The organism is Domibacillus sp. A3M-37 (assembly GCF_024213455.1).
GTDB lineage: Bacteria > Bacillota > Bacilli > Bacillales > Domibacillaceae > Domibacillus > Domibacillus tundrae.
In genome coordinates this window covers 492,905-512,793 of sequence record NZ_JANAVL010000001.1, presented here as the reverse complement: position 1 = coordinate 512,793, position 19,889 = coordinate 492,905, and the positions used below count along the sequence as shown (strand labels likewise).

Here is a 19,889-nt window from a genome sequence, read left to right as displayed (position 1 = left end):
CATAGAGTGAGACAAATAAAAACACCTTTAAGTTGAAAGACGGGTATGGACTACCTAAAACAACTTGGAGGTGTTTTTTCTATGGGCACAAGAGTGAGTTATCCAGCAGAAATAAAAATGAAAGCAGTGGAGATGCGATTGGCTGGGATACCGGTCAAAGAAGTCATGAATGAATTAAACATTAGGCACCGCGCCCAGCTCAAGACGTGGATGAAATGGTACAAAAATGATGAAATTCATCGGTTTGAACAGCCGGTGGGAAAGCAGTATTCTTACGGAAAAGGGCCAGAGTATGAAAATGAAACGGCGAAGCTGCAGGCAGAAAACCGTTATTTGAAGCAACAGATTGAGGTCCTAAAAAAGTACAGCGAATTGGAGAGGAAGTGGTACGAGAAATAGCAGTAGACTTAGTGGATGAATTAAAAGCAGGGATGCCTATTGGGGAAATCTGCAGGCATCTTGACATCCCAAGATCCACCTATTATCGCTGGAGGAGACAGAATCAACTAGAAGCATCAAGGCAGGCAATCGAACGAAAAATTGGCACGCTGTGCCGGGATAATAAGTTTCGATATGGCTACCGTAAAATCACTGCCTTACTGAACCAGGACATCCCTATCAACCACAAAGCGGTGCAGCGTGTGATGCAGAAATATGGCTGGCAATGCCGTGTGAAAGTAAAAAAACGCAGGCAGACGGGACAACCTTATCACATTGCCGACAATCTATTGAAACGTGATTTTCAGGCAGATCAGCCTCTCCAAAAACTCGTAACGGATATCACGTACTTGCCTTTTGGGCAGAAACAGCTGTATCTTTCAAGTATCCAGGATTTATTTAACGGTGAAATTATTGCCTATTCCATCGGGGACTGCCAGGATACAGATTTTGTGCTCGATACCATGGCGCAGCTTCCACCTCTGCCTAAAGGATGCCTATTGCACAGTGACCAGGGATCCGTTTATACGTCTTATGCCTATCAGCAGGCAATAAAAGAAAAAGGCATTACCATGAGCATGTCCCGTAAAGGGACGCCCGCTGATAATGCCTCCATCGAATCGTTTCATGCCTCGCTAAAGTCTGAAACGTTCTATCTCGACGAGTTGAGAAACACTACGACAGCCATCGTAGAGCAAACTGTCGAAAACTATATCCATTATTATAACCATATCCGTATTCAAGCGAAACTAAACAACCAGCCGCCGGTACAATACCGGAAGCTGGCTGTTTAAAAGGTGTTTTGATCCCTGTCTCAAAAACGGGGGTCAGTCCCTTTTTGCTCCGGCGTTTTTGCATTTTTTATCTTGGGCGGTATACTTTTGCCGCTTTTCTTTTACTCAAATATTTTTTAACGATCGGATAAATAATCGGACCGTATTTCATTCCCATTTTCATTAAATTTTTGAATCCACCTGATGATCGCGCCATGATTTTTTCTCACCTTTCCGTTTTCAAATTGTTAATACAAGTCTACCCGGCACTTTGGATTGTTAAACATTTGATCGGGAAAGCTGATATAATGAAAAACAATGAGAACTTTGGAAAGGACGTGCGTGTATGGCTCTTGAAGCTGGAACAATCGCAACGCTGCATGTGAAAAATAGACAGGAATATGGCTGGTTTCTTGAGGATGAGGAAGAAGAGGCTGTATTGCTTCATAATAGTGAAGTTAGGGATGGCTTTGAACCGAATGAGCCGGTTGAAGTCTTTTTGTATCAGGATCATGACGGCCGTATGGCGGCAACGATGGACCGCCCGCTCATTACGCTCGGGGAATACGGTTGGGTGGAAGTAGTCGGAGAGGAAATGAGGCAGCTTGGCATATTTGTCAATATTGGCATTTCAAAAGACGCGCTCGTGTCTGAGGATGACCTTCCGTATAAGTTCGAGGTGCGCCCGATTGAAGGGGACAAATTGTATTGCACGTTAAAACTCGATAAAAACGGCCGTTTGTTTGCGAAGCCGGCAACAGAAGAAAAGATTTGGGACATTGCAAAGCGGGCGAATAAAACGGATATGAACAAAGATTTTACCGGAATTGTCTATCGGACAGGCAAGGCAGGTACATGGATTATTACCGATGATATGCACCGGGCATTTTTACATCCGAGCGAGAGGGAAGACGAGCCGCGTGTCGGCCAGACCGTTACAGGCCGAATTGTTGATGTTCATGGCGATGGTTCTGTGAACGTATCGCTCTTAGGCCGCCGGACAGAACGCCAAAAAGACGACGCGGAAAGCATTTATGACTATTTAATGATCCGTGGAGGCAAAATGCCGTATTGGGACAAAAGTCTGCCGGAAGAAATCGAAAAACGGTTCAGTATCAGCAAGGGCGCGTTTAAACGGGCGCTCGGCAAGCTGATGAAAGAAGGCAAGGCGTATCAGGAAGACGGCTGGACATACGCCGGCGCAAAACCGGAAAGTGAATAAGCTGACCAGCGCCTCATTTTTTCGTGAGCAATTGTTTTCTTTCATGACCACATCTAGCTTTTCGTGAACAAACTCTGATAATCAATCGTAAACAAAAGGGACTTCGCCAGCCGGCAAAGTCCCTTTTGTTCCAGGCTGTCGACAAAGTTGGCCGTCTTTTTTTGAAAGGGCCGATAGGTGAAGCAAAAAGGAATTCGCGTTCTGCGGGCAGTGCGTGAGCCTCCTCGTCGCTCCCGCTCCTGCGGGGTCTCACGTTCACCGCTGTTCCCGCAGGAGTCTGCGTCCTTTTTGCTTCACCCCGTTTTTTGGAAGAGCAGCGAGCTTTCGTGCCGTTTTTCAGCTGGCTTTTATTCGCGAAAACGAGTGGGCATCGTAACGGTCCCGTTTCGGCGCTGCCGCCAGTGGAGCGTGTCCGTGAGAACCGGTGATGCTCTTATAGAAACAGCGACGGAAAGGAGCTCAGCGCCTGCCCGCGGAACGCGAAGCCGCGAGCCCGCCGCATGTCGGCTCCAATCAGAACGCCATAGACTGCCATAACTAAAGAACAATGGTGAATAAAAAAAACAGATGTGCCGACAAAAGGTTTTATTTGTCTACATGAAACAAAGGGGACTTCGCCAGCAGGCAAAGTCCCTTTTGTTCATTAATCATTGTCATTGGATAAATTCAGCTTATTAATAAGTGCAAAGAATAAACTCAAGAGAATGGCGATAACCGTTGCGAGCGCCATGCCTTTTAGCTGCAGGTAGCCCCATGTGAATGTGGCACCGGACAAACCGATGACGAGCACAACAGTTGTCAAAATCATGTTGGTCGTTTTCGAATAATCAACCTTTGTCTCAACGAGCATGCGAAGGCCGCTTACCGCGATAATACCGAACAGAAGCAGTGATATGCCGCCCATAACCGGTGTCGGAATGGTTGAAATCAAAGCTGCTAATTTACCGAGAAAAGATAAAATGATCGCCATGACTGCTGCACCGCCGATGACCCAGACCGAATACACTTTTGAAAGAGCTAATACGCCAATGTTTTCGCCGTACGTCGTATTTGGTGTCGAGCCGACAAAGCCGGAAATCACTGTTGAAATACCGTTTCCGAATAAGGAAACACCAAGACCAGGCTTTTTCATAAGGTCACGGTCAATAATATTCTGGGTCACGACGAGGTGGCCGATATGCTCTGCAATCACAACAAGTGCGGCGGGCGCGATAATTGCGATGCTCGTCCAATTAAACTCAGGTGCATAAAATTGCGGGAGCGCGAACATTTCTGCTTCACGAACGGGTGTGAAATCCACCATTCCGAACAGCGCTGCAATAGTGTAACCGGCAACAATGCCGACTAGAATCGGAATGATTTTCAGGAAGCCGCGAAACATAACGTTGCCGATAATCGTAATACCGAGTGTCAGCATCGCCACAATAATGGTGTTGCGGTCCGGGGACCAGTTTTCTGAACCATCTGAAATAATACCTGCCATTTGTGCCGCAACCGGAACGAGCTCAAGCCCGATTACTGCAACGATGGCACCCATTGCAGCAGGCGGGAAGACAACATCAATCCAGCCGGTGCCGGCGATTTTAATAATGCCGGAAACAATGATGAAAATAAGACCAACGACGATAAACCCTCCAAGTGCCTGGTTGTAGCTGCCATCAGCAAGCACTAAAAAGACGGGAGATAAAAAGGCAAAACTTGATCCGAGGTAAGCCGGGATCTGCCCTTTACAAAGAAAAATATACAAAAGCGTGCCGATGCCGTTCATTAACAAAATCGTAGCAGGATTGACACCAAACAATACAGGAACTAATACGGTCGACCCGAACATGGCGAATAAATGCTGCAAACTAAGCGGGATCAGTGCCGGAATCGACGGCCGCTCGTCAACTTGATAGGTACGCAAACGATATTCCTCCTAAATGACACACAAATTGTAGTCATTATACTTCAAAAAAGAACACTTGACTACATAAAAAAACAGAACCTGACGGGCAGGCTCTTTTTAAAACTACTGCATCACTAGAATTTCTTCCAAATCCAACTCATCAATTATGCCATCCATGTTCACGTCTTCCGTTACGTCAAGCACATCAATCACGCCATCTTCATTGATGTCTTCAAGCACAGGAAGCGGCTCTTCTTCCACGATCTGCTCTTCGACAATGGGTTCTTCATCGACGGCCGGCCATTCTTCAGCAGGCATCTCATCAATGATTTCTTCCTCTTTGAAAAGAAAGGAAGGGTTTCGTGACGAACAGCCGAGGTTCGTGGCCAATAACCACTGTTTTCTAAAGTAAGAATCTTTGTTCAACTTATATAATAGAAAAATTTCCTCTTTTTTAGAAAAACGAATAAATGTAAGAAAATTTAACAAAACGTTCGTAAATGACCATGACCGTTCTATCAAGCGATGTAAGCGATAACAACAAAGGATTCTAACGAAATCTACAGTGACATGCCCTTGATTAGTAGGGCGCGTTATTTTATAATTCGGGTATTGATAAAGCACAAATTTTCAGATTATCGAAAATAACACGAATGAAGGAGTAGTATGATGACACGAGTGTATAATTTCTCAGCGGGTCCATCAATGTTGCCTCTTGAGGTACTTGAAAAAGCACAAGCCGAACTTACGAATTACGCGGGTTCCGGTATGTCGGTAATGGAGCTGAGCCATCGTTCGAAATGGTTTACAGAGATCATTGAAACAGCGGAAGCCGTTCTGCGCAAGCTGATGAACATTCCGGACAACTACAAAGTGTTATTCATTCAAGGCGGTGCTTCCCAGCAGTTCGCCATGGTGCCGATGAACTTGTTTGCCAGCAGCAAAAAAGCGGATTTCGTTAACACTGGCTCTTGGTCGAAAAAAGCGATCAAAGAAGCGAAAAAATATGGGGAAGTGCGGGTTATTGCGTCTTCTGAAGATAAAAATTTCAGCTACATTCCAACTGTGACAGCGGATATGATCGATCCAGAAGCGGACTTCGTTCACATTACGACAAACAACACAATTGAAGGAACAGTATTCAACACTATTCCGGATACAGGAAATGTACCACTCGTTGCTGACATGTCTTCGAATATTTTGTCAGAAGAAATCGACGTGGCGAAATTTGGTGTTATTTACGCGGGTGCACAAAAAAATATCGGTCCGGCTGGATTGACGCTCGTCATTATCCGTGAAGATCTGATTGGAAAAGCAGACGCTTCTGTGCCAGTGATGCTTGATTATAAAACACATGCGGACAGCGGTTCGCTTTATAATACACCGCCGACATTTGGAATTTACATGGCGAAGCTTGTGTTTGAATGGCTGGAAGAGCTTGGCGGTCTTGCAGCGATGGAGAGCATTAACCGTGAAAAAGCGGCTATTTTGTATGATTACTTAGAGCAATCTGCTATGTTCAGTTCGCCTATTGAGAAAGCGAGTCGTTCATTAATGAACATCCCATTCGTATCACCAAGTGAAGAACTGGATGCACTATTCGTCAAAGAAGCAAAAACAAAAGGGTTGGAAACATTAAAAGGACACCGTTCAGTCGGCGGTATGCGCGCAAGCGTGTACAATGCGATGCCGGTTGAAGGCGTAAAAGCGCTCGTAGCCTTTATGGAAGAATTCGAACAGACTCATTCAGCGGAAGGGAAGTAACCAAACGTGTATACGATTAAATCCATGAACAACATTGCCGATATCGGCTTAAATATATTCAACAATGCGGACAATTTTCAAGTAAACGACGACACAAATACGCCGGATGGCATTATTTTGCGCAGTGCAAATTTGCATGATTCACAATTTGACAAAAATGTGAAAGCGATCGCCCGCGCCGGCGCAGGTGTCAACAATATTCCGGTGCAGGCATGCACAGAGCGCGGTATCGTTGTATTTAATACGCCAGGTGCAAATGCGAATGCGGTAAAAGAATTAATTTTAACAACGATCATGGCCGTTTCTCGTAATTTATTCGACGGTGTTAACTGGACAAATGAGTTAAAAGGACAGGGCGATGCGATTCCGAAGCTTGTCGAAGCAGGTAAAAAGAAATTTGTGGGCCGAGAAGTAAAAGGAAAAACGCTTGGCGTTATCGGTCTTGGCCATATCGGTGCGCTTGTGGCGAACAATGCGCTTGACCTTGATATGGACGTGATCGGCTTTGACCCGTTCATTTCTGTTGATACAGCATGGAACTTGTCACGCAACGTACAGCGTGCTCTTACCATTGAGCAATTGTTCGCAGCGAGCGACTACATTACAGTTCACGTGCCATTAACGGACGACACGCGCGGCATGTTTAATAAAGAAGCATTCTCTGTTATGAAAAACGGTTCCGTTATCTTGAACTTCTCACGCGGCGAGCTTGTGAACGAAGAAGATATGCGTGCTGCGCTTGAAAACGGCAGAATCGGCAAGTACGTAACAGACTTCCCGAACGAAAATGTAATTGGTATGAAAAATGTCATCCCGATTCCTCACTTAGGGGCATCTACAACGGAATCAGAAGAAAACTGCGCGATTATGGCTGCGCGTCAAATGAAAGATTACCTGGAGACAGGAAATATTAAAAACTCAGTCAACTTCGGCAACGTGGAAATTCCGTTTACCGGCAAACGCCGTGTAACGGTGGCGCATAAAAATGTGCCGAACATGGTTGGCCAAATTACCGGTGCCCTGTCTGATTACGACTTGAACATCGCAGACATGATGAACCGCAGTAAGGGTGACTATGCATATACGCTGATTGACATTGACAATCAAGTAAATGGCGAAGTCATTCCTGGTTTAACAGAGCAATTATCCAACATTTCAGGCGTGATTCTAGCGCGTATTATTTGATAAGAAAAGCGGTTCTGGACACATGTTCAGAGCCGCTTTTTTTTCTATAAAAAAAATTCAAATACTTGAAAAAATTTGAAACCAATCGCCTCTTTTTCCTGTATGATTAAGAGAAAGAAAATGCGAATGGGGGATTCATCTTGAAAAAGCGGAAACAAATAATGGCTGCGGCAGTCAGCGCGTCGCTCGTCATTCCGGGTGCAGCATTCGCCGACGTGCCGGCGTCGGACAAAGAAGCGCAATATAAAGCAGCTCAAGCCGACAAGCAGGTAACCGATTCACAGACACTCGTCATCAAGTATTCAAAAGCGCTGCCGCAAAGTGTACATAAAAAAGCAGGCGTCTCTGTTATAAAGCGCCTGCCAGGTTTAAAATATGACGTTGTGCAAGTGCCGAAATCAAAAAAGCTGAGCGATGTCATCGGGGTGTATAAAACGCGTTCAGAAGTCCTGGCCATCACGCCAAGCATTCAATACAAAGCGTTTGCCGGCACACCGGATCCGAAAGCAGCGAAGATGGACCATTTAGCGATGCTGAATATGGGAAAAGCACTTTCGTACGCGGGAAAAAATAATATTACCATTGCCGTTGTAGATGCAGGTGTTGATTACAAGCATCCAGATTTAAAAGCGAATTTGCTGAAGCCGTACAACGTTGCGAATCCGGCACGAAATCCGGTTCGTGACTTACATGGGACACACGTAGCGGGCATTATTGCGTCATCAAAAGATAACGGCCTTGGCGGCTATGGCGTTTTTCCGAATGCGAAAATTTTGCCCGTCGATGTGTTTAACGGCTCAATTGGTGCCAATGATTTTACAATTGCAGAAGGCATTACGTATTCCGTTGATCAAGGAGCAGACGTCATCAACTTGAGTCTTGGCGGTTTTATGCCATCGGCTGTTGTGGAAGAAGCGATTCAGTATGCGATTGATTCAGGTGTTGTCATCGTTGCGGCGGCGGGCAATGAATCAACGGATCAGTATTCGTATCCAGCAGCATACCCGGGTGTGATCAGCGTCGGGAACGTAGCGGGCTCAAAGACGCTCTCAGACAGCTCCAACTACGGCGCAAGTGTTGATGTTGTCGCACCAGGTGAAAATATTTACAGTACGGCGTACGGAGCGGAATCCGGATCGAAATTTGAACGGTTGACCGGCACATCAATGGCATCGCCAATGGTCGCTGCCGCTGCTGGTTTGTTGAAATCTAAATATCCGGATTTAACGGCGTTTGATATTGAATATATTTTGGAGCAGACGGCAACGGATCTTGGTGAAAAAGGGTACGATTTAACGTACGGCAATGGATTAATTAATCCGCTGAACGCGCTGAAATTTGATGTGAATAAACTGCCGGATCGTCCGGATGTATCAGGGGAAGCCATTTTAAAAACAGCAAAAGAAATCAAGTCAGGAAAGCAGTCATTTACAGGCGCATTTAAAACGCCAGGAACGATGCATTGGTATAAAGCGGACGTGACAGAAGGGCAGCATGTACAGACAGTACTAGACGGCAGCAAAGGGTACGATTACGCGATGGAATTGTACTTTGTACCGGAGGATGGAGATCCCCAGTACATTCGTGATGTGGATCGGACCGTTGTGAACGGGCAAGAAGGCTACTTGTACACGGCTAGTGAGGCGGGCACGCTTGTTGTCGGCGTAAAAGATGCGAACGGCAATTACAGTGCAGCCGGAAAATCGACATTTACGCTCCAGGCAGAAAAAATAGCCCCGATTACACCGGATCAAGCAACATCTGAAGAACCTGTCGCCATCACGTCTCTGCCGTATACGAAAAATGATTTCACTTTATACAGCGGAGAAGAAGAAGTGCCGGATTCAGACTTTTTCACGCTGTCAGTTGACGAAGCAAAATTGCTTTCTTTGTCCGTCTCGGATTTGCCTGGGGTTGATTCTGCGATTCATGTTTACATGCCTGAGGGCGAAGAGGAATACGCCATTGTGGATGGGAATAACAATCCGGTTAATCAAGGTGAAACAGTCTCGTTTCAGGCGGTTCCAGATGTTGAATACCGAATTGAAGTGACAAATGGGGCGTTCAGCGAGGATATTTTCTTAAACTCGATTATGGACCTTTTTTCAATGGATATCTCCATGTTTGAAGAGCTTGCAGTAGGCGAGTCTGCAATGCCATACACGTTTAAAGTAGAAGAGCGGACGATTCCGGCAGATGAAGATGGGCTGCCAGAAGAAGTGTCATTGGAAGACACATTGATGGATGGTGACATTACGCCGGACGAGTATGGTGAAAGGAAAGAGGAAGAACTGATTGATGGAGAAGAAGAGGATATAGAAAGCGATCGTATTCTTGAAAAAGCCATTCCATATACACTTGGCGGCAGCAAGCAAGGCTACTTTCAATCCGGATTTGACGAAGATTATTACCGCTTCGTTCCCTCTGCTGATGGAATTTACTCATTTGAAGTGAATCAAGGGCAGCTTGCCTCGATGACATTGATGGAAGTCGACTCAGAAACAGGCGAATTAATTCAGGTCTCAGGCAGTGATGGAGAAATGGACTTAATTGCAGCTCTTCTTGGCGGCTTAGGCGCATCAGGAAAAATGAACGCCGCTTTGAAGAAAGACAAAACGTATGTGATGATGGTCATGAACAATTCCGAAAATCTTTCAGCAGATCCATACACGCTTACATCGAAACGAATCGCCAACGTACCGGCAGAAAAAGATACAGATAACAATATGCCGGAAGAAGGGCAGGACATCACAGCTGGTAAAGCGGTTCAAAACTACTTTATGCAATCTGGTGATATTGATTACTACTACTTCGTGAATGAAGGCAAATCGCGGGTGTACACGCTTGATATTGCTGGAAGTGCCCTTACTGCCTCACAAAAAGCGGGTATTCCATACGAGCTGCGTCCAGGGCACGTATTTAGCGGTGCGATTATTGAAGATTTAAACGGTGATAAAGTGCTTGATGAAGATGAGATGAGCCGTGTGACTCCATTTGGGCCTGATTTGTTCTCGCTTGTCATTGAGCCTGATGTGCATACATCATTTGCGGCGAAGGAAGATACCGGCTATTTTGTTGAAGTGGCACCATTTTTCGGGGCTGGACCGAACTTGCAGCCGTACGAAGTAAAGGCAGGCGCGACCTATAACCAATTCGCGGATGGCGATGCCAAAGTCGCGGGTCATGTACCAACGAAGCCGCTGCCGCTTAAAACAGCAAACGGCAAGTATGGGGCGCGCGGCTACTTTAATACTGGCGTTTCATTCGGAGATGTCGATCATTTTGTTTTAAACATGGAGAAAGAAGGCACTGTTTCGTTTTCATTTACAGCCGGCAGCAATTTAGACGGCGTTATGGAAATCTACAACTCGAAAGGCGCGCTCGTTTCTTCCTTTGACCGTTATGGCAAAAATGATGAAGAACTGGCCACATTGAAGCTGCCAAAAGGGAAGTATTTTATTGAACTTAGCGAAGCGAATGGCATGGCTTCCACAGCTTCATATGAATTAATCGTGAAAAAATAACAAAAAGAAGCTGTTACTCAAGTCGGAAAAAAAGACTTGAGTGACAGCTTTTTTGTGGATGGCGCGATTTTCCGAGAAGACGGCGCAATTTGGACTAAATCGCGCCGTCCCTTATTTTTCGTAGTTATTGGATTTTTTCATTCGCCAGCATTAACCCAATCGAGTCGTTTTGTTTCCAAATGCTTGAAAAGTAAATAATCGGAACGGGGCGGTTCCCGATGTATGGTGAGACTTCGATTGTAACACCCGGTTTTTGTTCATTTTGAATAAACCAGTCGTTAAAGCCGCCGCCGCTTGGGTTTGAGCGTGCTGCAACCAAGCTGTAACCAGTTTTTTGGCTCACTTTTTTCGCCAATGCCAAGTCGCGCGATTTTCGGGCGCCTGATTGGTAAAAGTGCCAGAAAATAATTTGGCCGGAGCTATGATACGATGCGCTTGTTTTAAAAGAATGCTTTAAAACAAAGTCGTGCATCGCTTTTGATTCCGGTTCGCTCAGTGCCATTGGACCTTTATAGTTTTGAGAAGACGGCTTGCCAGGATCGCAGCAAATGTTTTTCCAATCGGCCGGATATTGCCGGTTTAAATCCACGCCGCGTATATTTGCTTTCCAAGCAGAGAAATTAGAGCTGCCACCGTTTAGTTTCAAAATAGCGGCTTTATTTTTTGCGCTATTCGCACCAAGCTGCACGAGCGAAACGCCGTCGGGATTTACCATCGGTACAAAATAAATTGATGCTTTTTGCAAAATCGATCTCGCCGCATACCCATTCATGGACCCATTTGTTTTAAAGAGGTGGGCATATTGATCGACCATTTCCATGACGACATTTGTTGTAATATGTTCACGTGCATGGTGAGAAGCATTGACAAGAATTTCTTCTTTGCCCGTACCGAGTTTTAAAGCGTACAAATCACGTCCGTCAACGGATTTGCCGATCACATCAAGAGACGCGATATCTGGATGCCAGAGCACAAGCTCTTTTAAATCCTGTACCATTTGTTTATACGTCATCGTTTTAAATGGATCGACGTAATTACCGGTATACAGCGTAAGGTCTGTTTTCCGAATGTACGCTGTCCGGCCGCCAATATCGACAATGTAATAATCCCGGTAGGCGGCGCGTGTATCAAGTGCTACGCCTGCCTGCAAACGGCCAATCGATGTTAATGTACCATTTTTTGAATAAAGAAGATCAACAGTTTTTTCAGTGATGGCCCGATTTTTATAAGCGGTGCCAGGCTGCACTCCGCCGGTAAGAGAAGCTTCAGTCAAATACGTGACGGCAGTTTCGGCTACATAGCCGGTTGTACTGCCAAATACAAATGATACATAGCCATTTTCACTGCCGGCTTTTCTAAACACTTCGTCTGCGAGAAGGCGGCCGGTTTTCACGTACCTACCATTTTGCTTTTCCAATAGTTCAGCGTCTGTTTCAAGCTGGATGTAGGAGCCGGATGAATCGATTTGGTCGTTTTCTTCTATTAATAAATATTCCCGTGCAATAAAGCCATTCACGCCTTGCCAGGAAACACGGATTCTCGTTTCCTGTTCTTCAATAACTTTGACATTTGTACGGGCCGGGATAGGGGTTAAGATCGCCGCCTGTCCGGCAGATGCCGGCGTATAAATCGTCGTATCCGCCGTCGTCAGCAAATATGTTGAAGCCTGAGGGGCGAGTGGTGGGAGCGAAGCGGCAAGTAGAAAAGATGTAAGCAAAACAAAGAGCCATTTTTTCATTGAATCCTCCATAATGTAGGTTATTTACCCCTATTTTAACAGATTTGTAGAATGGAAGAATCTGATTTTACAAATAAAAAAAGCAACGCCAGAGGAATTTTCCTTCTGGCGTTGCTTTTATTTTAAGATAGAAAGCCCATGAGCGCATATTTCACTTTTTCAGTACGGGACAGCTCATTCCACGGTTTCTTTTTTACATGATCGGCATTGACTGGTGTAATGAACGGCCCCCGTTGCATAATCAAATCATAGGGATCAATGACGATGGCTTCGCCTGTTTCTACACCACTGACAACTTGGTACACGCCATCGACGTGAAGACCCGTTTCGATTTGCCGCCGTTCAAGCAGTCCTAGCTTGTTTAAAATGACAGCATATGATTTTTTGTTTTTCTTTAAGATCGCTGTATTTGGAATGGTTACAACATCCGTCTGCTCTGCCGTTATCACTTTTACATTTGCTTTTAATCCAGGGTATAGATCGCTTGATTCAATGCCTGACAGCTGGGCAGAGAAAGGATACAAGCTTTTTCGTTTTACAGAAGGTTCTTCTTCTGGATATGTACTCACTGCTCCAAGAGAACCATCAAACTGTTCTAACATCGTATCTACTGTTACTTCAACCCGTTGTCCAGCCTCTGCTTTGGTCATTTGTTTTTCATCAAAGATGCCTTGCACAGCCGGCACAGAGGAGTTAATAGTTAACAGAGGATTGTTCAAGCTCGTATCAATTTTTTTCACGTAGCCTTCATTTGTGCTTTTCACGACGAGATCACTTTTTTTCGCTTCCTGCGCCGCAATCAGCGTATCGAACTTTTTCACTTCTTCCTGCAGCTTTTGTTTTTCTGTTTCCTGCTGCAAAATATCTTTTTCAATCGATGTGCTCGCATCGCCGTTTTGAATAATCATTGTACTGCTGTCACTAGTAGATGAAGGTGTCTGCGTGCTGGAAGTGTTGCTTTCTTCACTCTCAGCTTGTGACAGCAAAATCTGCAGCTGGCTTAACTGGTTATCAATTAACGAGATTTGCTGCTGTGTTTCTTCTTTTTCAGCGGTCAGGCGGTCAATTTCTTCATCTACTTCAGTGGATGAATACTTGAAAAGATTCTCACCGGGCTGGATCGCATCGCCCTCTTTGACAAGGACTTCCTCAAGTGTACCTTTCGTTTCGTCAAAATAAATCGGATATTCGTCAGATGGAACGACAACGCCTTCTGCAGAAAAAGCTTCTACCACATCACCCGTTTTGGAGCGGTCCCATTCCGTCAGCCATTCTGTCCGGCTCGTCTTGCTGTCTTCTTTGAAAATCAAATATAAATTGCCGGCTATTACCGCAGCGCTTGCCGCGAGCCACACTTGTTTTTTTATTTTCTTCACTGTATCCACCTCTTTTCGTTAAAACAAGTTTTCGACATGAATCGATGTAAATAATGTCGCTAAAATCCAAAATGCAAGCCCGAGCAAAAAAACCATGAAGAAAACAAAAAGAGGTTTTCTTGCCTGCGATGTACGCAGAAAACGATATTGGATCACAAGAATCCAAATTTGAAAAATCGTAATGAAACTAAAAAAACGAATGGCAATCGCATTTTCTGTTGCATATTGGGCGACGACGCCAAGTGAGAAAGGCGATGAGTCACGTGGAATGGAAAAAAACACATTCCAGGCGATAAGCAAGGCAAATTCAATTAAATAAATAGAAAACGTTATGCATTGCAGGGCAATGAGTTTCTTGAATTCGAGTTCAAGGAACGTCCAAAATAAAAGAGCTGGAATAAAAACGAAGAAAAAAGGAAGCAGAAGGCCAGCAACTCCGGACCCTGCGGTAAATAATAGTTTCAGCCATTCATATGTATACATATCGGATTCGGCCATATAAGCAGAAATGCTTTCGCTTTGTATACCTAACGCGCCGGCAAGCAAAGACAAGAGCACACTGATTAGAACCAATAATGAAAACTTTGTCCATAAACCGCGGATTTTTTCGGCCTGTGACAGCTGTGCGAGTTCATGGGTGGAGCGAAACAGCCCTTTCAAAAGCTGAAGCCGATAAGCCATTGTAAAATCTCCCATCAAATAGAATAAATAAAGATCAATCTTCATTATATACAACTATTGTTGGATGAACCAATAATAATTTCATATTATTGGTCTATTCATCAATTGTCAGAATTATTAAACTCTTGAAATATGAATGTAATGTAACGAACATCCTAGTGTAATAGTCTTGAAATAGAACCGTGATACAATCAATCTCGTGTTACAAAACTAGGGGGTAATGATACGTGAAAAAAATGGCCATGTCTTTCCTTGCTGCAATGATGATTTTCTCAGCTTCTGCGGCACAAGCAGCAGCCGCTACTTACACGGTTCAAAAAGGTGATACACTTTACAACATTTCAAAACGTTACAGCACGACTGTGGATCAAGTGAAGAAATGGAATAACCTTTCCTCTAATACTATTAATATCGGACAAAAGCTTTCCATCGGCAGCACGGCAGCTGCAACTTCTGCTCCTGCGCTGAAATCAAGTAAAAATGTTTCAAAAGAAATTACCGTTAAATCAACCGCTTATACTGCAGATTGCAGTGGATGCTCAGGTGTCACTGCAACAGGCATTAACTTAAAGAAAAACCGGAATGCAAAAGTCGTTGCCGTGGATCCGAAAGTGATTCCGCTCGGCACAAAAGTATATGTTGAAGGATATGGAGAAGCCGTTGCCGGCGATACTGGCGGCGCGATTAAAGGAAATAAAATCGACGTACATATGTCCACAAAGCAAAAAGCGACAAACTGGGGCGTTCGTACAGTGAAAGTTCAAATTTTAAAATAAATCATTAAGGGAGCTGGCTGAGGTCGCTTCCTTTTTTGTCTCTAAATGGCTTCTATATGTCAAAATTATTACGAATCCGAGATAAAAGCTTTTATGTAACATGAACGTCATATTTGAACATGTAAGCGTAATGTTCTTTTAAAATCATTACACTCCTGGGCGTGTTACAATGAATCTCGTTAGGCCGATGAAGACGACGGCCATCCGAGGAAAAGCGTCCTCATTTAAGCGTTTATCGCTTTTATTTTATATAGATTAGCTGTTGTCCCTACAGTCACGGAGAAGTACAGTACTAAAAAATTCTTGCGTACGCATGCTCAGTCATGCCGGCAGGAACAATCCAGGAGGTTTTTTTATTATGAAAAAGCAAATCATGGCACTAGCAGCAACGACAGTAATCGGCGGCAGCGTATTCGGCACTGCTGCATCAGCTAGCTCATATACAGTACAATCAGGCGACACATTATGGAGCATTTCTCAAAAAACAGGTACAACTGTAGATCAGTTAAAATCATCGAATGGCCTTTCATCTAACATGATTTACGTGGGAGAAACAATCCAAACATCCGGTTCAGGCAGCACAGCTGCAGCTTCGTCTAATGGTACATATACTGTTAAAGCAGGCGATACACTTTATAAAATCGCAACAGCGCAAGGTATTTCAGTTGACTCATTGAAATCAATCAACGGTCTATCATCTAATATGATTTACCCTGGTGATCAGTTGTCTACAAACGGATCAGCTGCACCGGCGAAAGCAGCATCAGCACCACAATCAACACAAGCAGCCGCTGAACCTGCGCAAACATCATCAGCACCACAAGGCAAAACATTAACAATGACTGCAACAGCATACACAGCAGAATGTGCAGGCTGCTCAGGTGTGACAGCAACAGGAATTGACCTTCGCAACGCACCGAATAAAAAAGTCATTGCCGTTGATCCAGGTGTCATTCCACTAGGTTCACGCGTATACGTTGAAGGCTACGGTGAAGCCGTTGCCGGCGATACAGGCGGCGCAATTAAAGGCAATAAAATTGATCTTCACGTACCAAACAATGATGCAGCATACAACTGGGGCGTACGTACAGTAAACGTTACAATCCTCGACTAATATAAAATGAAAGAGAGGCTGTCCCAAAATGGGGCAGCCTTTTTGATTAGGGCGGTATTTATTATTTTAAGGCGGTATTTTTTGCACTAGGGGCGGTAAAACTTTTTAACGCCCCTAGTGCAAAGGAAACCGACCCAAATTTCATTATACCGGCCCAAGAAGTGCACCTTGCTTCTTCATGATGAAAAAAGAAACCATGGAGCCACAGGACGTAGCAGCTTTGAAGCGTTGCGGCACGATGCCATGTTCTTGGGCCTACAGGATATATAAACAAATGAATCGTTTTTAAGGGATTGCCCGTATATAATAGAAGAAAGAAGAAAAGAGGAATGAGCATGAAACGGTATAAGCATTTTGCCGAAAGCATCCGATTCAAGCGTCAGGGGGGGCATTGGCGGTCTGTTGTAAGTGACTCAAGGCTTTTATTTGCCGGTGAAGGAAGGAGCGCAGTCGTTTTTCGAATTGCGGAAACCAATAAAGCGCTGAAGGTTTTTTATCCTGATAAAGTCCATATTGCCAAAGAAGAAGCAGATATATATCGCCTTCTTTCAGGTGTTCCTCATTTTCCGGTTTTACATGAAGCCGGTGGAACGTACATTGTCATTGACTGGGTGGAGGGCAAAACATTTTTTCAATGCTTGGAAGAAGGGATTGAGATTTCTACCCGGCACATTCAAGAAGCTGACCTGGCGCTTTTGGCGGCACGAAAGCGGGGCTTAAATCCATCTGATGTGCATTTGAGAAATATTATGATTACAACAGCGGGCAGTGCAATGATTATTGATGTCGCCCGTTTTCGCCAAACGAAAGACTGCATGAACTGGGAAGACATTAAAACGGCACACTCAACCTTTTACATGAAACCTTTCTTCCCGAAAAGATTGCCAAAACGACTGCTAAATATGCTTGGCATTTTGTATAAAAAACGATTGCTGCCGGTTCATCGGACAGCACACGCAAAAAATCCGCAGTGACGCCGGTCTACTGCGGATTTGCTTTATTCACTTTTCAGTGCATGTTTAACACTGGCAGCCAGTGTTTCAGCACCGATTTTAATAATGCGCCTGTCAAATGTCATATTCGGGTGGTGCAGACCCGGTGTGAGACCCGAACCAAGCCCCATCATACACGCTTTAATATGAGGCCGTTTAATCGTATAAAAGTGAAAATCATCACTGCCGGATGTAATAAGCGGATCAGCCAGTGCTTCTTCACCACATACTTCAATGATTCCTTTTCGTAAAAGAGCTTCTGCATCCTCAGATACTTCAGCGGCCGGCGTGAAATCCATCCACTCGTAATCAATTTGCACTTCATACAGCAGGCTAATCTGTTCGATTTTATGCTCCACTGCTTTTTGAAGTTCCAGTAGTACTTTATTGCGCTGCGCTCGAACGTCGAGGCCGAACTTTCCTGAGCCGGGAATAATGTTTAAGCTTTGGCCGCCCGCTTCAATGCGTGTCATTTTTGCTGAATATGGCTCAAATGGCGAAAAGTTAATTGTGTTCAGCTGCCGGCTTAATGATGACATGACTTCAATGGCATTAATACCTTGATGTGGACGCGCTCCATGTGCATCATCGCCGATCACTTTTCCGTTTAAAAAAGCAACAGCGCCATGGTGAACCGCCGGCGTGATTTTTCCAAATGGCACTTCTTCAATTGGACGAAGATGGATGCCGAATAAGTAATCGACATCATCGACAACGCCCTTGCCGACCATTTTCAAGGCCCCGGTGCCTGTCTCTTCCGCCGGCTGAAAAATAAACCGGACAGTCCCATTACCATCCGCTATTTCATTCTTTAGAGCTAAAATCGCGCCGATGACGATCGACATGTGCGCATCGTGTCCACACGAATGGTTGGCGCGAAAATCCCCGTTTACTTGCTGCCAAAGAGCATCAATATCGGCCCGAACCGCTACAACCGGTGACCCACTGCCAATTTCTGCAATGAGTCCAGTACAGTCGTCAAATGTATAAGATCGGACTCCTTCTTCTGTCAATAGCCGCGATATATACGCGGTTGTTTCAGTTTCTTTCCAGCTGATTTCTGGATGTGCGTGCAAATGTTCGAAAATCTCAAGAAGTTTATTTTCAAATGTCAATTCCGTTTGAGCCATCGCAAGCCCTCCCCCAGTCATTCTTTCTATTAGTATAAGCGAAAACCATACGTTTGGCTTGAAAAATAACTGAAAATTCTTATCTTTTTCCTTTTGTCATCCAAAAACTAATAAAAACAGCCGGCAGTGCAACCATTGCCATGCTTAAAAAAGCAAGGCGGGGCTCTATGTCATATAAATAGCCTGCCCCAAAAGTTAAAATTGCTGTACTTAATCCCATTCCAAGAGAGGAATACACTCCTTGAGCAGCTGGAATTTCGAACGAATCAAACTCTTGGTATAAAAGGCGAATGAACGCATAGTGTGCAAGACCAAATGTGAAAGCGTGAAATACTTGGGCAAAAACGTAAATGGTGACGGTCGGAAATAAAAACATGATCGACCAGCGGAAGACAGCTGCAAACGCCGCGCCCATAAACATGACTGGTACCGAAACATGACGTAAAAAACGGTCCGCCACACTGAAGAAAATAATTTCTGCTGCAACTGCAATATTTAAAATAACGCCTGTCCAAATGCTGCTTACACCAAGGTGCTGCAAATACAACACGCCATAATTATAATAAGCGGCATGCGCTCCTTGAATCAGCACACAAACAATGAGTGCCGTCACAAACCGCTTTGAACGAAATAATTGGCGGAAGGGAACGCGCCGAAGATCACCACGTTTCACGAGTACAGGCGGCGTATAATAGAAAGCAGCTGCTGTCATGAAAATTAAACTTCCGATTAAAATGTATAAAATGGCTGCATCTGTAAAAACAGCGGTTGCGATGCCGATGAGAAACACAGAGACTGTGTAGCCAATCGAGCCCCATGAACGGCTTTTTCCATAATGAACGCGATCTGTTTTCATCAAGAGCGCACCCATGCTGTCTGCCATTGGCATGATAATCGGATAAATGATGCTAAACACCACCATGACAAGAAGCAGCGGGACGTAGCCAGAAGCCGGGATAAAGAAAAGCGAGATAAGAGCCGCCATGACCGTGAAACATTTCAGAAGCGTACCGGCCGGGAATTTAGCGCTTACTGCAGGATAAAGAAAAAAGGTAGACGCAGCCCGGACGAGCAAGCCGATCGCAATGAGTGAAGAAGCCGCTTCAACGGGCAAACCTTTTTCAGAAACAAGCCAGGCATTCCAGTAAGGCATAAATACGCCCCATGAGAAATAAAAAGCAAAAAACGTAATAGAGAGCCAAAACTGAGAGGTGAAAATCATCCAATCTTCCTTCGTTTAGTAAGTATTTATCCATTATAGCGAAAAATCAATCCTTTTGTGCCACAT

General features: G+C 44.6%; 17 protein-coding genes. 9 read left to right on the top strand and 8 right to left on the bottom strand.

Features of this window, described 5'->3' with window-relative positions; translation table 11 throughout:
- Positions 1-81 precede the first annotated feature (81 nt).
- A protein-coding gene (locus NLX67_RS02620) for an IS3 family transposase (RefSeq protein WP_254310250.1) occupies positions 82-1,232 on the top strand; the annotation gives its coding sequence in 2 pieces (ribosomal slippage) (positions 82-355 and positions 355-1,232; 1,152 coding nt in all).
- Positions 1,233-1,299: 67 nt separating this feature from the next.
- Here NLX67_RS02620 and NLX67_RS22695 read toward each other — a convergent pair.
- Complete coding sequence (locus NLX67_RS22695; protein WP_256519518.1) at positions 1,300-1,428, bottom strand: hypothetical protein; 129 nt, start codon at positions 1,426-1,428, stop codon at positions 1,300-1,302.
- A 129-nt stretch (positions 1,429-1,557) separates the two neighbouring features.
- On the opposite strand from NLX67_RS22695, the gene NLX67_RS02615 reads away from it, so the two are divergent.
- Positions 1,558-2,433, top strand: coding sequence for a CvfB family protein (locus NLX67_RS02615; protein WP_254310249.1), 876 nt, complete (start codon positions 1,558-1,560; stop codon positions 2,431-2,433).
- A 177-nt stretch (positions 2,434-2,610) separates the two neighbouring features.
- Entirely contained in the window at positions 2,611-2,970 is a 360-nt protein-coding gene (locus tag NLX67_RS02610) for a hypothetical protein (RefSeq protein ID WP_254310248.1), read from the top strand.
- A 106-nt stretch (positions 2,971-3,076) separates the two neighbouring features.
- On the opposite strand, the gene uraA is transcribed toward NLX67_RS02610, so the two are convergent.
- Positions 3,077-4,339, bottom strand: a complete 1,263-nt coding sequence (gene uraA / locus NLX67_RS02605; protein ID WP_254310247.1) for a uracil permease — start codon at positions 4,337-4,339, stop codon at positions 3,077-3,079.
- Positions 4,340-4,444: 105 nt separating this feature from the next.
- Positions 4,445-4,711 carry a hypothetical protein gene (locus tag NLX67_RS02600; RefSeq protein ID WP_254310246.1) on the bottom strand — a complete coding sequence of 89 codons (267 nt, stop codon included), beginning with the start codon at positions 4,709-4,711 and terminating at the stop codon, positions 4,445-4,447.
- Between the two features lie 279 nt (positions 4,712-4,990).
- On the opposite strand from NLX67_RS02600, the gene serC reads away from it, so the two are divergent.
- The 3 genes from serC (at position 4,991) to NLX67_RS02585 (ending at position 10,794) form a co-directional block, all read left to right on the top strand.
- Positions 4,991-6,085, top strand: a complete 1,095-nt coding sequence (serC, locus tag NLX67_RS02595; protein ID WP_254310488.1) for a 3-phosphoserine/phosphohydroxythreonine transaminase — start codon at positions 4,991-4,993, stop codon at positions 6,083-6,085.
- A gap of 24 nt (positions 6,086-6,109) precedes the next feature.
- On the top strand, positions 6,110-7,270 hold the full coding sequence (locus tag NLX67_RS02590) for a phosphoglycerate dehydrogenase (protein ID WP_254310487.1): 1,161 nt from the start codon (positions 6,110-6,112) through the stop codon (positions 7,268-7,270).
- A gap of 140 nt (positions 7,271-7,410) precedes the next feature.
- Entirely contained in the window at positions 7,411-10,794 is a 3,384-nt protein-coding gene (locus NLX67_RS02585) for a S8 family peptidase (protein WP_254310245.1), read from the top strand.
- 124 nt (positions 10,795-10,918) lie between these two features.
- On the opposite strand, the gene NLX67_RS02580 is transcribed toward NLX67_RS02585, so the two are convergent.
- The 3 genes from NLX67_RS02580 to NLX67_RS02570 all read right to left on the bottom strand — a co-directional run bounded on the left by NLX67_RS02580 (position 10,919) and on the right by NLX67_RS02570 (position 14,589).
- Positions 10,919-12,532 (bottom strand): M14 family metallopeptidase, encoded by a 1,614-nt coding sequence (locus tag NLX67_RS02580; RefSeq protein ID WP_254310244.1) that lies wholly within the window; start codon positions 12,530-12,532, stop codon positions 10,919-10,921.
- A gap of 122 nt (positions 12,533-12,654) precedes the next feature.
- Positions 12,655-13,908, bottom strand: a complete 1,254-nt coding sequence (locus NLX67_RS02575; RefSeq protein ID WP_254310243.1) for an efflux RND transporter periplasmic adaptor subunit — start codon at positions 13,906-13,908, stop codon at positions 12,655-12,657.
- 18 nt (positions 13,909-13,926) lie between these two features.
- A complete protein-coding gene (locus tag NLX67_RS02570) occupies positions 13,927-14,589 on the bottom strand; it encodes a hypothetical protein (protein ID WP_254310242.1) in 663 nt (220 codons plus the stop codon).
- 227 nt (positions 14,590-14,816) lie between these two features.
- On the opposite strand from NLX67_RS02570, the gene NLX67_RS02565 reads away from it, so the two are divergent.
- From NLX67_RS02565 to NLX67_RS02555, 3 genes are all read left to right on the top strand, one after another.
- Positions 14,817-15,365 (top strand): 3D domain-containing protein, encoded by a 549-nt coding sequence (locus NLX67_RS02565; RefSeq protein ID WP_254310241.1) that lies wholly within the window; start codon positions 14,817-14,819, stop codon positions 15,363-15,365.
- Between the two features lie 358 nt (positions 15,366-15,723).
- Positions 15,724-16,479, top strand: coding sequence for a LysM peptidoglycan-binding domain-containing protein (locus NLX67_RS02560; protein WP_254310240.1), 756 nt, complete (start codon positions 15,724-15,726; stop codon positions 16,477-16,479).
- Positions 16,480-16,814: 335 nt separating this feature from the next.
- Positions 16,815-17,453, top strand: coding sequence for a protein kinase family protein (locus NLX67_RS02555; RefSeq protein ID WP_254310239.1), 639 nt, complete (start codon positions 16,815-16,817; stop codon positions 17,451-17,453).
- 23 nt (positions 17,454-17,476) lie between these two features.
- Here NLX67_RS02555 and NLX67_RS02550 read toward each other — a convergent pair whose 3' ends face one another.
- Both NLX67_RS02550 and NLX67_RS02545 read right to left on the bottom strand, forming a co-directional pair.
- Positions 17,477-18,601 (bottom strand): M20 peptidase aminoacylase family protein, encoded by a 1,125-nt coding sequence (locus NLX67_RS02550; RefSeq protein ID WP_254310238.1) that lies wholly within the window; start codon positions 18,599-18,601, stop codon positions 17,477-17,479.
- Positions 18,602-18,680: 79 nt separating this feature from the next.
- Positions 18,681-19,823 carry an MFS transporter gene (locus NLX67_RS02545; RefSeq protein WP_256519517.1) on the bottom strand — a complete coding sequence of 381 codons (1,143 nt, stop codon included), beginning with the start codon at positions 19,821-19,823 and terminating at the stop codon, positions 18,681-18,683.
- Positions 19,824-19,889 lie beyond the last annotated feature (66 nt).